This is a genomic window from Pseudomonas sp. ADAK13 (assembly GCF_012935715.1).
Lineage (GTDB): Bacteria > Pseudomonadota > Gammaproteobacteria > Pseudomonadales > Pseudomonadaceae > Aquipseudomonas.
The window spans coordinates 2,586,065-2,600,593 of record NZ_CP052860.1 but is presented as its reverse complement, the minus strand read 5'-3'; the positions used below and the strand labels follow the sequence as shown (position 1 = coordinate 2,600,593).

The window sequence follows — 14,529 nt, the reverse complement described above, 5'->3', positions numbered from 1 at the left end:
TGAGTTATTGAGCCCAACGCAATTGCGTAGGCAGCGGTGAAACAGGTTCGGGTTCCGGCGGGGTGCCGGGCAGCGACAACACACGGTTAAGCACTTCGGTTTCCAGCGCCGCCAGGCGGTGGGAGCCACGCACCCGCGGACGTGGGAGTTCCACGTGCAGGTCGAGGCCGATTTCGCCGTCTTCGATCAAAATCACCCGATCGGCAATGGCCACGGCTTCGCTGACGTCGTGGGTCACCAGCAGCACGGTGAAGCCGTGCTTCTGCCAGAGGTTCTCGATCAGTTGCTGCATCTCGATCCGGGTCAGGGCATCCAGGGCCCCCAGCGGTTCGTCCAGCAGCAACAGACGTGGTTGGTGGATCAAGGCGCGGGCCAGGGCCACGCGCTGCTTCTGGCCACCGGACAACGCCGCCGGCCACTCATTGGCGCGCTCGGCCAGGCCGACCGCTTCCAGCGCTTCCAACGCCTGCGGGCGCCAGTTGCCCTTGAGGCCCAGGCCCACGTTGTCGATGATCTTTTTCCACGGCAGCAGGCGCGCTTCCTGGAACATCAACCGCGTGTCTTCAATCGCATCGCTCAGCGGCGCGGAACCGGCGAGCAATTCGCCACCGCTGGCTTTGTCCAGGCCCGCCAGCAGGCGCAGCAAGGTACTTTTGCCGCAGCCGCTACGGCCCACGACCGCGACGAATTGACCGGCCGGGATGTGCAGGTCGATTTCCTTCAGCACTTCCCGCGCGCCGAAAGCCTTGCGCAACTTGCGCACTGCCAGGGGAATGCCCCGCAGCAGGCGTGGAGGTTGTTGAGCGGTCATGCCGCACCTCCTTTATTCACTTGATAGGCCGGGTGCCAGCGCAACCAGACACGCTCCAGGCCACGCGCCGCCAGGTCTGCCAGCTTGCCGAGCACGGCGTACAGCACGATGGCCAGTACCACCACGTCGGTTTGCAGGAACTCCCGGGCGTTCATCGCCAGGTAGCCAATGCCCGAACTGGCGGAGATGGTTTCCGCAACGATCAGCGTCAGCCACATAAAGCCCAGCGCGAAGCGCACGCCCACCAGAATCGAAGGCAAGGCGCCCGGCAAAATCACTTGGCGAAACAGGCTGAAACCGGACAAGCCATAACTGCGGGCCATTTCTACCAGCGCCGGGTCGACGTTGCGGATGCCGTGGTAGGTGTTGAGGTAGATCGGGAACAGCGTGCCGAGGGCGACCAGAAATATCTTCGCCGTCTCGTCGATGCCGAACCATAGGATCACCAACGGGATCAGCGCCAGGTGCGGCACGTTGCGGATCATCTGCACCGAGCTGTCCAGCAGGCGTTCACCCCAGGTCGACAGGCCGGTGATAAAGCCCAGGGCCAGGCCGATACTGCCGCCGATCACAAAACCCAGGCCCGCACGCCAGCCACTGATGGCCAGGTGCGTCCAGATTTCGCCGCTGCGGACCAGGCTGATACCGGCTTCGATCACCGCGCTGGGTGCCGGCAGAATACGTGTCGACAACCAACCGGCCGACACCGACAACTGCCATACCGCCAGCAACAGGATCGGCAGCGCCCAGGGCGCCAATCGATGACTTAATTTTTCAAGGTTCATGGCGGCGCCTCAGCTCTGGGACGCAGCTTTGGGAAGGATGTCGTTGGCGACCATTTCGCCGAACGGGCTGACGTAACCGGCGCCTTTGGGCAACTCGGGACGTTCGATGTCCAGGTGCGGGAACAGCAGCTCCGCAACGCGATACGACTCTTCCAGGTGTGGATAACCGGAGAAGATAAAGGTGTCGATGCCCAGATCAGCGTATTCCTTCACCCGTGCCGCCACGGTCGGACCATCGCCCACCAGGGCTGTGCCGGCACCGCCGCGCACCAGGCCGACGCCGGCCCACAGGTTGGGGCTGACTTCCAGGTTGTCGCGGCTGCCGCCGTGCAAGGCGGCCATGCGTTGCTGACCCACGGAGTCAAAGCGCGACAGCGAGGCCTGGGCGCGAGCGATGGTTTCATCGTCCACATGGGAGATCAGTTTGTCCGCGGCCTGCCAGGCTTCGGCGTTGGTTTCACGCACGATCACATGCAGGCGAATGCCGAAGCGCACGGTACGCCCGAGCTTGGCGGCCTTGGCGCGAACCTGTGCGATCTTTTCCGCCACCGCAGCCGGTGGCTCGCCCCAGGTCAACACCATTTCCACTTGTTCTGCAGCCAGGTCCTGGGCCGCTTCGGAGGAGCCACCGAAATACAGCGGCGGACGCGGTTGCTGGATCGGCGGGTAGAGCAATTTGGCGCCTTTGACGCTGATGTGCTGGCCGTCGTAATCGACGGTTTCGCCTTCCAGCACGCGACGCCAGATGCGGGTGAATTCCACCGACGCCTGGTAACGCTCTTCATGGCTCAGGAACAACCCGTCGCCGGCCAATTCATCCGGGTCTCCACCGGTCACCAGGTTGAACAACGCCCGGCCGCCGGACAACCGGTCCAGGGTCGCGGCCTGACGCGCAGCCACCGTCGGGGAGATGATCCCGGGGCGCAGCGCGACAAGGAATTTCAAGCGTTGGGTCACCGGAATCAGCGACGCCGCCACCAGCCACGAATCCTCGCAGGAGCGGCCGGTAGGGATCAGCACCCCGCCGAAGCCAAGGCGGTCCGCCGCCTGGGCCACTTGCTGCAGATAACCGTGGTCTACGGCGCGAGCGCCTTCGGCGGTGCCAAGGTAATGGCCGTCGCCGTGAGTAGGCAGAAACCAGAAAATATTGAGGCTCATGGAGTTGTCTCCTGAAGAAGTCGGATTACGGCGCTTTGGCAACGGCGGCGGGTGGCGTCCAGATCACGTCCTTGATGTTCAAGGGTTTGGGGATCAATTTGAGTTGGTAGAAGCTGTCGGCGATTTTCTGCTGCGCGGCAACCACTTCCGGGGTCAGGAACAGCGCCCCGTAGCCCTGGCGTTTCACCGAGGTCAGGGTGATGTCAGCCGGCAGGCCCAGCAGCGGTGCAACTTGTTCGGTGACTTGCTCCGGGTTGGCCTTGGACCACTCGCCCACCGCGCGCACTTCTTCCACCAGCGCCTTGATCACCTCAGGGTGTTTTTCGGCGTAAGGCTTGGTGGCCAGGTAGAACTGATGGTTGTCGGCGATGCCGGTGCCGTCACGCAGGGTGCGGGCTTGCAGCTGTTTCTCGGCGGCCGCCTGGTACGGGTCCCAGATCACCCAGGCATCGACGCTGCCACGCTCGAACGCGGCGCGGGCATCGGCGGGCGGCAGGAAGACGGTCTGCACGTCGGTGTATTTCAGGCCTGCATCTTCCAGGGCACGCACCAGCAGGTAGTGCACGTTGGAGCCTTTGTTGAGGACGACTTTCTTGCCCTTGAGGTCTTGCACCGATTTGATCGGCGAATCTTTCGGCACCAAGATCGCTTCACTGGTCGGCGCCGGTGGCTCGTAGGCGACGTAGAGCAGATCGGCACCGGCGGCCTGGGCGAACACCGGCGGGGTTTCGCCCGTCACGCCGAAGTCGATGGAGCCGACGTTCAGTCCTTCCAGCAACTGTGGGCCGCCGGGAAACTCAGTCCATTGCACCTGGACGCCCTGCTCGGCCAGGCGCTTCTCCAGCGAGCCCTTGGCCTTGAGCAGCACCAGGGTGCCGTATTTCTGATAGCCGATTCGCAGGGTTTCGGCCGCTTGAGCTTGAACAATGGCGCCGAAGGACACAGCCGCAGCAAACAGTGCGACCAGACCACGACGCAAGATGACAGTGCGCATGGCGCTCTCTCCACAATACGATTAGGGGGTTGGCTGCACCTGCTTGGCCGTTGGCGGCTGAGTAAGGTGAGTAGTACTTGTTGAATCCAGGTAAAGCTGGGTAAGGCTTAAATGCTCCAGCGAGCACTCAACAAACGTTCATTCAACACATTGGGGTCAAGGGGTTTCGGGCGGCGGGCCATGGCGCTGTAGAACGTCTCCAGGGCCTCGCTCAAACGTTGTTCCAGTACCGGCACCAGTTGCGCCTGGGCGCTGCCTTCGCCGTAGGCGATCTGGCTGTCTTCGGCAAAAATCCCGTGGAGCAATTCCTGGGCTTTCAATGCCGACAGCACCGGCTTCAGCGCGTAGTCCACCGCCAGCATGTGGGCGATGCTGCCGCCGGTGGCCATCGGCAATACGATTTTGTGGGCCAGGGCGCGTTCAGGCAGCAGGTCGAGGATGGTTTTCAGGGCGCCGGAGAACGAAGCCTTGTACACCGGCGTGGCGATCACCAGGCCATCGGCGTTCGCCACTTGCTGCAGCAGGTCGATGATCTTCGGGCTGTCGAACCGCGCGTGCAGCAAGTCTTCGGCCGGGAAGTCCCGTATCTGATAACTCACCACTTCCACGCCTTGTTGCTGCAACCAGTTGCGGGTGTGATCCAGCAAGACCCCGGACCGGGAACGTTGGCTGGGGCTACCACCAAGTGTTACAACCAGCATGTAGGAAATTCCTTTGGAAAGTGTCGGCGGTTCGCTATGTGGCGATGGCGCCAAGATGGAACAGACCATATCAGCCAATTTATATATCTATAAATCTTATTTTTTCATTTGTTTATTCTTTAAATGCATATGCGGTTCACTAAACTCCAGGCATAAAAAAAGGCCGTCGAAACGGCCTTAAAACCCCTGCATTGTGAGACGGTTTGCAGCATCAACTCTTTGTTGCCTGTCAGGCCGCCATCGCGGGCAAGCCCGCTCCCACAGGGGAATGCGATCAACTGTGGGAGCCGGGCTTGCCCGCGATGGCGGTATCAGCCTTAACGGTTTGGTTGAGGCGTCAGCCGCAGATACGGCTTCACCGCCCGGTAGCCCTTCGGAAAGCGCTTCTTGATCTCTTCCTCGTCCTTGAGCGACGGCACGATCACCACTTCATCACCGTCCTGCCAGTTGGCCGGGGTGGCGACTTTATGGCTGTCGGTCAGCTGCAGCGAGTCGATCACCCGCAGGATTTCGTGGAAGTTGCGACCGGTGCTGGCCGGATAGGTAATGGTCAGGCGAATCTTTTTGTTCGGATCAATCACGAACAGCGAGCGCACAGTGAGGGTGTCACTGGCGTTCGGGTGGATCAGGTCATACAGGTCGGAGACCTTGCGGTCTGCGTCGGCCAGGATCGGGAAGTTGACGATGGTGTTCTGGGTTTCGTTGATGTCTTCGATCCACTTGTGGTGCGAGTCCACCGGGTCTACCGACAGGGCAATGGCCTTGACGCCACGCTTGGCGAATTCGTCCTTGAGCTTGGCGGTGAAGCCCAGCTCGGTGGTGCACACCGGGGTGAAGTCCGCCGGGTGGGAAAACAGTACACCCCAGCTATCGCCCAGCCACTCGTGAAAGCGAATCTTGCCGGCGCTGGAATCCTGTTCAAAGTCGGGGGCGATGTCGCCCAGTCTGAGGCTCATGGTGTGGCTCCTGATGAGTGCTTATGGAGCCCACTGTGCCTGCGTTGTGGATTATTTAAAAAGAATAAATATTGATTTATCTAGACGATAAAGGAATATTAAAAATCTATTCATTGGAAAGTCGAACGGGCGAAGCGCACCATCTCTTCAAGGTTCGAGAAGGCCTTGAGACGCTGTACAAAGAGGGGATTCAGGAAGGGCTTGCGGGGGTTGAGCCCGACTTGAACAGTAAAGCACCCTGCCCGGCATTGCGCCGGGCAAGGTTTTACGCTCTTACTTGAACGCGTAGGTGTAGCTCAGAATTACGCGGTTTTCGTCCTGGGAACGGGTGTTCGCCAGGTCGGTACGCCACATCGCGTTTTTCCAGGCAACGCCCAGGTTTTTCAGCGGACCTTCTGGAACAACGTAAGCCAGGGTCAGGTCGCGTTCCCACTCGTTACGCTCGCCGACGGTGGTGTCGATGTTGCTACCTTTGAGGTAAACCACACCGGCAGTCAGGCCAGGTACGCCGATCTTGGCGAAGTCATAGGCGTAGCGAGCTTGCCAGGTACGTTCGCCAGCACGGGCAAACTTCTGGATTTGCATGTCGGTGATGGTGCTGTTCGACGAGCCGTCACCTTGGTTCAGCCAAGGGAAGTCGCTGTCGCCCTTGGTGTACTGGTAGCCAGCACCGAAGGTGTGACCGGCAACCGAGTACAGTGCCAGGTAGCTGTACAGGTCGTTGTCGACCTTACCTTTGACCTTGGTGGCGTTGGTCGGATGATCCGAGTAGTAGCCGGAGGTGTAGTAACCGGCAGTATCACCGTTGGCACCGTTGTCACGGCTGCGGTAGTAGCGCAGGTCACTTTTCAGGACGCCAGGACCGATCGCCCAGTTGTGGACCAGGCCCAGGAAGTTCTGAGAGTAGAAATCCTTCAGCTCGCCGAAGTAGTACGAAGCAGTCAGGTCTTTGTTGATTTTGTAGTCAGCGCCGGCGTAGTAGAACTTGTTGACGAAGTTACCTGCGTCATAGTTCGAGCTGCCGTTGGCACCGGCCAGGGACAGACCTTCATTGTTGCTGGAGTTACGGCCTTTGGAGTGCTCGATCTGGCCAGCAGTCAGGGTCAGGTCCTTGAACTCGTTCGAGGAGATCTCGCCGCCCTGGAAGGTTTGTGGCAACAGACGACCGTCGTTGGTCTTGATCACCGGGTTGTTCGGCTGCAAGGTACCGATCTTCAGCACGGTCTGGGAGATCTTGACCTTACCGGTCACGCCCAGGCTGGCGAAATCGTGAACAGCCTTGTTGCCATCACTTGGGAACACGGTGCCGCCGGAAGCAGTGCCCGTGTAGTTACCGTGATCAGCGCGGCTGGAATCCAGACGTACGCCGTACAGGCCGATGGCGTCAAGACCGAAGCCCACAGTACCTTGGGTGAAACCCGAGATGAAACGCAGGTCGAAACCCTGACCCCATTCAGCGTTTTTGCTGCGGGTGTTCGAGGTAGCCGATGGCTTCAGATCGCGGTTGTCGGTGTTGATGTAAAAGTTACGTACGCCCAGCGTGATCTTGCTGTCATCGATGAAACCTGCGGCGCCTGCTTGTTGAGCGATTGCCCCCAAAGCTACGGCCAACGCCAATGTTGACTTCTTCATGTACCGCTCCTCTCATTTCTAATTTTTGTATTTCTTAGGTCTCGGGTCTGACGCCCTTGATCCACAGATGCGCGATTAGCACCGGATAGTGACCGACAAGTCAATCGTAACCTTGTGTGTCTACTACTTTCGTCTAACCGCAGTTAATTTGGTCCCTGCAGGGTAATGAGTTTTTCATACACCCAAAAAGAATTGTTTCATCCTTTTTCATACGATTCAGGAATAACGCTTTCCATGGGACGGTCGGGCCATCAAGGCGGAACCGCTCCATAAGGGTGTTCCTGAAGCGCATGTCTCTTCGCCTTTTTAGATCGTTTCGCGCTGACCTAACGGTCAATACGTCACCCACGATCAAAAATGCGACGCCATCATGGCCAAACGCACATCATTCCGTCAATTTGTTACAGTTTCTGTATCGATGAAACTTTTTTGCCGTCCCAACAATCCACCTCACCGTACCCGGCGATAATGTCAGTTTGATGTCCGTTTTGTGGATAAATCGGCAAACCCTGTATTCAGGGCCGATGCACCCACCCCGGATGCATGACTCGCCAAATTGACAGGCGAGAGGATTGCCCCCTCGCCCCTTCAGGCTTACAACGCCTTTTCGAAAATCTTCGAATTACGCTGATAGTTGTACAGCGACGCCCGCGCCGAAGGCAGGCGATCCACCGTACTCGGCACAAACCCACGCTCGCGGAACCAGTGGGCGGTACGCGTGGTGAGGACGAACAACGTCTTCAAACCCTGGGCCCGGGCACGGGTCTCAATGCGCTCCAGCAGTTCATCACCACGGCCGCCATGGCGGTATTCCGGGTTCACCGCCAGGCACGCCAGCTCGCCCGCGTCCGAGTCGGCAATCTGATACAGCGCCGCACAGGCGATGATCATGCCTTCACGTTCCACCACGCTGAACTGCTCAATTTCCCGCTCCAGCACTTCCCGGGATCGACGCACCAGAATCCCCTGCTCTTCCAGCGGACTGATCAGATCCAGCAAACCTCCGACGTCTTCAATCGCCGCTTCGCGCACCAGCTCGAACTGTTCCTGGGCCACCAGCGTACCGCCGCCGTCCCGGGTGAACAGTTCGGTCAACAAGGCGCCGTCTTCGGCATAACTGACAATATGGCTGCGCCCTACTCCGCCACGGCACGCCTCGGCGGCCGCGTCCAGCAGTTCGGCCTGGTAGTTGCTGCCCAGGCGTTGCAGATGCGCGGGCACCTGTTGCGGCCGCAGCTCACGCACCAGGCGGCCGTGTTCGTCGATCAGGCCGAGGTCGGCGCCGAACAGCAGCAGCTTGTCCGCGCCCAGGTCAATGGCGGCGCGGGTGGCGACGTCTTCGCAGGCGAGGTTGAAGATTTCACCGGTGGGCGAGTAGCCCAGCGGCGACAGCAGCACGATGGAGCGCTCGTCCAGCAGGCGGTTGATACCCTTGCGATCGACCCGGCGCACTTCGCCGGTGTGGTGATAGTCGACACCCTCAAGCACGCCGATCGGGCGCGCCGTCACCAGGTTGCCGCTGGCCACCCGCAGGCGCGAGCCCTGCATTGGCGACGAGGCCATGTCCATCGACAGCCGCGCTTCGATGGCGATGCGCAGATGGCCGACCGCATCGATCACACACTCCAGGGTCGCGGCATCGGTGATGCGCAAGCCTTCGTGGTAAGCCGGGGTCAGGCCGCGGGCAGCGAGGCGGGTTTCGATTTGCGGGCGTGAGCCGTGGACCAGCACCAGCCGCACGCCCAGGCTGTGGAGCAGCACCAGGTCATGGACGATGTTGCCGAAGTTCGGATGTTCCACACCATCGCCCGGCAGCATGACCACAAAGGTGCAGTCGCGGTGGGCATTGATGTAAGGCGAAGCGTGACGAAGCCAATTGACGTATTCGGGCATAGAACCTGGGCCTGTAATAAAAAGCAGCCAAAAAAGGATGAATCATGGAAACGCACAGCGGGCTGTTGGTTATCGTCGGAACAGGCTTGGCGACACGCTCGCTCTCCTTCTATGTACGGATGGGCAGGGGTTAATTTATGCAGGTGTCAGGCAGTAATGTTGAATCAGTTCCCGCAATAGACGCACTGTAGGCGTCAAGCGTGACATTTCAAGGTACTCGCCGGGCTGGTGGGCACAGGCGATATCGCCAGGGCCGAGCACCAGGGTCTCGCAACCAAGGCGCTGAAGATAAGGCGCTTCGGTGCCGAACGCTACTGCTTCGGCGCGATGACCGGTAAGTCGTTCAGCAACCCGCACCAACTCGGCATCCTCAGGCTGCTCGAAGGGTGGCACTTCCGGGAACAGTGGCGCGTAGTCGATCTTCACCTGATGACGCTCGGCCAGGGGCTCGAGCTTTTGTCGAATGGCGGCACGCAGCACCTGGGGATCCATGCCGGGCAAGGGCCGCAGGTCGAACTCCAGGGAGCATTGGCCGCAGATGCGGTTGGGGTTGTCGCCCCCGTGGATGCAGCCGAAGTTCAGGGTGGGTTGCGGCACGCTGAATTGCGGGTTGCGGTATTCGCGCTGCCAGGCCAGGCGCAGGCCGCGCAGTTCGCCGATGGCATCGTGCATGGCTTCGAGGGCGCTGTGGCCCAGGCTTGGGTCCGACGAATGGCCACTGCGCCCGAGGATATCGATGCGCTCCATCATCACGCCTTTATGCAGGCGGATAGGCTTGAGGCCGGTGGGCTCACCGATCACCGCCGCGCGACCTAAAGGGCGACCCGCCTCGGCCAGCGCACGGGCGCCGGCCATGGAGCTTTCTTCGTCGCACGTGGCGAGGATCAGCAGCGGTTGCTTGAAGGGTTGGTCCAGCAGCGGCTGCACCGCTTCGATCACCAGGGCGAAAAAGCCCTTCATGTCGCAACTGCCAAGGCCTACCCAGCGGCCGTCGACTTCCGTCAGCTTCAGCGGATCGGTCTGCCACAGGGCACCGTCGTACGGCACGGTATCGCTGTGCCCCGCCAACACCAGCCCGCCAGGGCCGGTACCGAAGCTCGCCAACAGATTGAATTTGCCGGGGCTGACTTGCTGGATGTCGCAGGCAAAACCCAGATCCCCGAGCCAGGTGGCGAGCAAATCGATGACCGGGCGGTTGGATTGGTCGAGAGAGGCCTGGGTACAACTGACCGAAGGCGCGGCAATCAGCGCGGCGAACTGTTCTTTCATGGACGGTAAAGGCATGCGCTGTCTCTTAACTTCCCGGACGAACCCCATCATAGAGCTATCTGCGTTGCACAATAAACCGTTGCGGCACGTTGCCGGGCTCAGTCCTGTACACTGCACGACCTTGGCAGCCACACATTTCCCCGGCTGCGCTCCCGATCCTGGATTTTCCGGCCATGCAGAAAGAAACCGAAATCAAGCTACGCGTCAGCCGCGAAACCCTCGCCGCGCTGCGTGAGCACCCGTTACTGAAAAAACGCAACAAAAGTGGCTGGGAACGCCGTGAGTTGATGAACCAGTACTTCGACACCCCGGAACGCGACCTGGCTCAGGCCAAGGTTGCCCTGCGCCTGCGCAAAGACGGCGACGAAGTGATCCAGACCCTCAAGACCCGTGGCCAGAGCGTCGCCGGTCTGTCGGAACGCAATGAGTACAACTGGGACCTGGCCAAAGCCAAGCTCGACGTGAAGAAACTCGACGGCGAATGCTGGCCCGAGCAATTGGCTGAACTGGACAAAAAGACCCTCAAGCCGATCTTCACCACCGATTTCGTGCGTGAACGCGCCGAAATCGCCTGGGGCCGTGGCAAGGCCAAGGTCGTGATCGAAGCGGCCCTGGACCTCGGTCACGTGGTCGCCGGCAAGCAGAAAGAAGAAATCTGCGAACTGGAACTGGAGCTGCGCGAAGGCGACCCGGCCGCCCTGCTGGAGCTGGCCGCTGAACTGGCGGCGACCCTGGCATTGATGCCATGCGATATCAGCAAGGCCGAGCGTGGCTATCGCCTGTTCGACGCCAACAGCTACTCCCTGAGCCTGCCGGCACCGGTACTGCACGCCGAGATGCCGCTGGACGACGCGTTCGCCGCTGTCATGTGGCACCTGTTGGGCAGCAGCCAGCGCCTGGCCGAGCAATACCGTTTCAATGGCCACTGGCGTCTGCTGCAAGACTGGGTGGAAAACCTCGGCGAATTGCGTGCCCTGCTCGGCAGCCTCGGCCAGGCCGCGCCACGCCAGTCCACCAGCGAACTGCGGGCCGCACTGGACGCCTTGCTGGAAGACTGGCGTCCGCTGGTCCAGGCTGGCGACGACGATGAAGACATCCGCAAGGCCGCGCCGGAACAGTTCGCCGAAGAACTGGAAGACGTGCGCTGGGGCCTGTTCTCCCTGACCACCTCCCGCTGGCTGCTCGCCCGCACCTGGGCGGTCGATCGCAACGTGCGTGGCAACCGCCAGGGCGCAGCACAACTCGCCAACTGGCTGCCGCGCCTGCTGGCCGACGACGCCGTTGCCCTGCAACTGCCGCGCTACCAGCAACAGCCGGAAGACCTGGCTGAGCAACTGCCGCGCATCGAACGCATCCTGGCCTGGCTGCACCATGCACGCCAGGTGCTGGAGATCGCCGAGCTGGACCGCTTGTATGGCGAGCTGAACAAGCTGGCACACCTGGCCAACCAGCCGATTACCGATGAGTCGCTGGATGCGCGGATGCATCAGGCGATCGCGGTTTATCAGAATCGCGCCTGGAAAACCCTGCTGCGCCTGTAACCCCCTTGGTGGCGAGGGAGCTTGCTCCCTCGCGCTTAGCGCAGCACCGGCAAACTCGTGGTGGACTTGATCTCCGACAAGGCCACTATCGAGTTGACCTCCTGGATCCCCGGCACCATCGACAGTTTTTCGAAGAAAAACCGTTCATACGCCTCGATGTCCGACGTGACGATCCGCAGTAGAAAATCCACCGCCCCCATCAGCACATAACATTCCAGTACTTCCGGAAAGCCGCGAATTGCCTCGGTGAATTCGGTGAAGTTGGAACGGCCGTGGGCGTTGAGTTTCACCTCGGCAAAAATCTGCGTGTTCAGGCCGATTTTCTTGCGATCCAGCAGGGTGACCTGGCCGCGAATCACCCCCTCCTCTTTCAGCCGCTGAATTCGCCGCCAGCACGGTGACTGCGACAGGCCGACCTGTTCGGCGATCTGTGCGCTGGAAAGCGAAGCGTCTTCCTGCAACAGCGCCAGAATGCGCCGGTCGTACACGTCCAACTCACTGTGCATAGAAATACCCATTAATCATGCTTTCTGGAATTACATGATTCTCTTATAAGCCAATATCGGCTTTTTTAGATAAGAAATCTCCCGCGCCGAATGCAAAAATTTCTGCAGTCGAATCCGGAGAATCATCATGCACGTCGTCGAAGCCGCCAGCCCCGCCCCACGCGTCGATGCCTGGGCCGTCAGCAGTACCCACTGCCAGGCGCACTATCAAATCCTCGCCGAGGCAGAGCCTGATGTGTTGTGCCGGGTGCTCAACTATTTTGCCCTGCAGTTCCTGGTGCCTCGCCACGTGAACGTGCAGCGCGAAGACGACCTGCTGGCGATCGAGATCGTGATGGATGGCCTGAGCTGGCACCGCGCCCAGGTGATCGGTGAAAAACTTCGTAACCTGATCAGCGTGTGCTCGCTGGAGCTGCAGCCAGCTGATGCCGCGCGGCCTCTGGCGGCACAGGGGGCGGGTCAGTAATAGCCTGCAATAAACCCTGGAGGCCTTCGGGCAAAGGGTGACTAGCCTGAGGACTACGCCTAACCGTTAGCCAGGAACGTCACCATGTCCGTTGCGCCAAATGCCCAGGATCGCTGGCTGGAAAGCCATCAGCTGTTGCCTGCCCTGATCGACCAGGGCCTGGTGCCCGCCGACCTGACCGTACCGGCGAACAGCGGGCTGCATCCCCTTGAATGCATTGCCAGCCAGGGCCCGTCCCTGGAAACCCTGACCGAATGGCTCGCCCGCCACTGCGGCCAGCCCTACCTGCGTATCGACCCGTTGAAAATCGACGTTGCAGCGGTAGTGCCGCTGATGTCCTACGCCTTTGCCCAGCGGCACAGGATCCTCGCCGTGGCGGTGGATGCCCACAGCGTCACGGTCGCCAGCGCCCAGCCGTATGTAAACAGTTGGGAAGCCGGCCTGGCCCAGGTATTGAAGCGTTCCATCCGGCGAGTGGTCGCCAACCCCCAGGATATTCAGCGCTGCACCGTGGAGTTTTACCGGCTGGCTAAATCGGTGAGCGGCGCGGTTGATCAAAAGACATCCGGCACCCCCAACATCGAGCAACTGCTTACCCTCGGCGCCAGCGACCAGGAGCCCGACGCCAATGACGCGCACATCGTCAATATCGTCGACTGGCTGCTGCAGTACGCCTTTGCCCAGCGGGCCAGCGATATCCATATCGAACCCGGGCGCGATCAGGGCCGCGTGCGGTTTCGCATTGACGGGCTGCTGCACGACGTCTATCAATTTCCATCCCAGGTGACGACGGCGGTGGTCAGCCGCCTGAAAAGCCTTGGCCGGATGAACGTGGCGGAAAAACGCAAACCCCAGGACGGCCGGGTAAAGACCAAAAGCCCCGCAGGCGGCGAAGTGGAACTGCGCCTGTCGACCCTGCCTACGGCCTTCGGCGAAAAGCTGGTGATGCGGATTTTCGACCCGCAGGTTCTGCACAAGGATTTCCAGCAACTGGGGCTCTCCAGCGACGACCTGCAACGCTGGCAGTCCATGACCGGCCAGGCCAATGGCATCATCCTGGTCACCGGCCCCACCGGGTCGGGCAAGACCAGCACCCTGTACACCACGCTCAAGCAACTGGCGACCCGTGAGGTCAACCTGTGCACCGTCGAAGACCCGATCGAAATGGTCGAGCCTGCCTTCAACCAGATGCAGGTCCAGCACAACATCGACCTGACCTTCGCCAGCGGCATCCGCGCCCTGATGCGCCAGGACCCGGACATCATCATGGTCGGCGAGATTCGCGACCTGGAAACCGCAGAAATGGCGATCCAGGCCGCGCTCACCGGGCACCTGGTGCTGTCGACGCTGCACACCAACGACGCACCCGGCGCCATCAGCCGCTTGCTGGAACTGGGCATTCCCCATTACCTGATCAACGCCACGCTGCTGGGGGTGATGGCCCAGCGTCTGGTGCGTGTGTTGTGCCCGCACTGCAAGCGGCCCGCCGGGCAGGTCTATCAGGCCGTCGGTTGCGGGGAATGTCGGGAAAGTGGTTATCGAGGGCGGGCCGGGATCTACGAGGTCATGCTGCTGAACGATCGCCTCAAGGCCCTGATCACCCCGGGCGCCGACATCCAGGCCCTGCGCCATGCGGCCCTTGGCGAGGGAATGTGCAGCTTGCGGTCTGCCGGTACACGCAAGGTCATGGCAGGGCTGACGACGCTGGAAGAGGTACTGCGAGTGACGCCTGGGGATTCAGAAACAAATCCTTTGATTGATGGGCCGGTAAACCGTCCTTATCCCTGACAACACCGTTACAATCGGTCAAACCTCGC

General features: G+C 60.8%; 13 protein-coding genes. 3 read left to right on the top strand and 10 right to left on the bottom strand.

From position 1 onward, the window contains the following. Positions 1–4: 4 nt before the first annotated feature. The 9 genes from ssuB to argE all read right to left on the bottom strand — a co-directional run bounded on the left by ssuB (position 5) and on the right by argE (position 10,214). Positions 5–811 carry an aliphatic sulfonates ABC transporter ATP-binding protein gene (gene ssuB / locus HKK54_RS12055; RefSeq protein ID WP_010167853.1) on the bottom strand — a complete coding sequence of 269 codons (807 nt, stop codon included), beginning with the start codon at positions 809–811 and terminating at the stop codon, positions 5–7. After that, positions 808–1,596 carry an aliphatic sulfonate ABC transporter permease SsuC gene (ssuC, locus tag HKK54_RS12050; protein ID WP_010167854.1) on the bottom strand — a complete coding sequence of 263 codons (789 nt, stop codon included), beginning with the start codon at positions 1,594–1,596 and terminating at the stop codon, positions 808–810. The genes ssuB and ssuC overlap by 4 nt, the downstream gene beginning before the upstream one ends. Positions 1,597–1,605: 9 nt before the next feature. Next, positions 1,606–2,754: an FMNH2-dependent alkanesulfonate monooxygenase gene (ssuD, locus tag HKK54_RS12045; RefSeq protein ID WP_010167857.1), complete on the bottom strand. Its 1,149-nt coding sequence runs from the start codon at positions 2,752–2,754 to the stop codon at positions 1,606–1,608. Positions 2,755–2,779: 25 nt separating this feature from the next. Continuing rightward, the gene (locus tag HKK54_RS12040) at positions 2,780–3,748 is read right to left on the bottom strand and encodes a sulfonate ABC transporter substrate-binding protein (protein WP_010167860.1); all 969 of its coding nucleotides are present in this window, start codon (positions 3,746–3,748) and stop codon (positions 2,780–2,782) included. Between the two features lie 107 nt (positions 3,749–3,855). Continuing rightward, positions 3,856–4,449, bottom strand: coding sequence for an NADPH-dependent FMN reductase (ssuE, locus tag HKK54_RS12035; RefSeq protein WP_003213909.1), 594 nt, complete (start codon positions 4,447–4,449; stop codon positions 3,856–3,858). A 317-nt stretch (positions 4,450–4,766) separates the two neighbouring features. After that, entirely contained in the window at positions 4,767–5,405 is a 639-nt protein-coding gene (locus tag HKK54_RS12030; protein ID WP_010167863.1) for a peroxiredoxin, read from the bottom strand. 273 nt (positions 5,406–5,678) lie between these two features. Next, positions 5,679–7,037, bottom strand: a complete 1,359-nt coding sequence (locus HKK54_RS12025) for an OprD family porin (RefSeq protein ID WP_003213912.1) — start codon at positions 7,035–7,037, stop codon at positions 5,679–5,681. Positions 7,038–7,631: 594 nt separating this feature from the next. Further along, positions 7,632–8,930 (bottom strand): amino-acid N-acetyltransferase, encoded by a 1,299-nt coding sequence (argA, locus tag HKK54_RS12020; RefSeq protein WP_010167865.1) that lies wholly within the window; start codon positions 8,928–8,930, stop codon positions 7,632–7,634. Positions 8,931–9,065: 135 nt separating this feature from the next. Then, complete coding sequence (argE, locus tag HKK54_RS12015; protein WP_010167868.1) at positions 9,066–10,214, bottom strand: acetylornithine deacetylase; 1,149 nt, start codon at positions 10,212–10,214, stop codon at positions 9,066–9,068. A 158-nt stretch (positions 10,215–10,372) separates the two neighbouring features. Here argE and HKK54_RS12010 point away from each other — a divergent pair, with 158 nt between their 5' ends. Next, positions 10,373–11,740: a CYTH domain-containing protein gene (locus HKK54_RS12010; RefSeq protein WP_169386887.1), complete on the top strand. Its 1,368-nt coding sequence runs from the start codon at positions 10,373–10,375 to the stop codon at positions 11,738–11,740. A 35-nt stretch (positions 11,741–11,775) separates the two neighbouring features. Here the strand turns inward: HKK54_RS12010 and HKK54_RS12005 are convergent, their stop codons facing one another. Beyond that, positions 11,776–12,246 carry an Lrp/AsnC family transcriptional regulator gene (locus tag HKK54_RS12005; RefSeq protein ID WP_010167872.1) on the bottom strand — a complete coding sequence of 157 codons (471 nt, stop codon included), beginning with the start codon at positions 12,244–12,246 and terminating at the stop codon, positions 11,776–11,778. A 127-nt stretch (positions 12,247–12,373) separates the two neighbouring features. Here HKK54_RS12005 and HKK54_RS12000 point away from each other — a divergent pair, with 127 nt between their 5' ends. Both HKK54_RS12000 and HKK54_RS11995 read left to right on the top strand, forming a co-directional pair. Continuing rightward, positions 12,374–12,712, top strand: coding sequence for a hypothetical protein (locus HKK54_RS12000; protein WP_169386886.1), 339 nt, complete (start codon positions 12,374–12,376; stop codon positions 12,710–12,712). A gap of 84 nt (positions 12,713–12,796) precedes the next feature. Then, entirely contained in the window at positions 12,797–14,500 is a 1,704-nt protein-coding gene (locus HKK54_RS11995) for a GspE/PulE family protein (protein WP_169386885.1), read from the top strand. Positions 14,501–14,529: the final 29 nt, after the last annotated feature.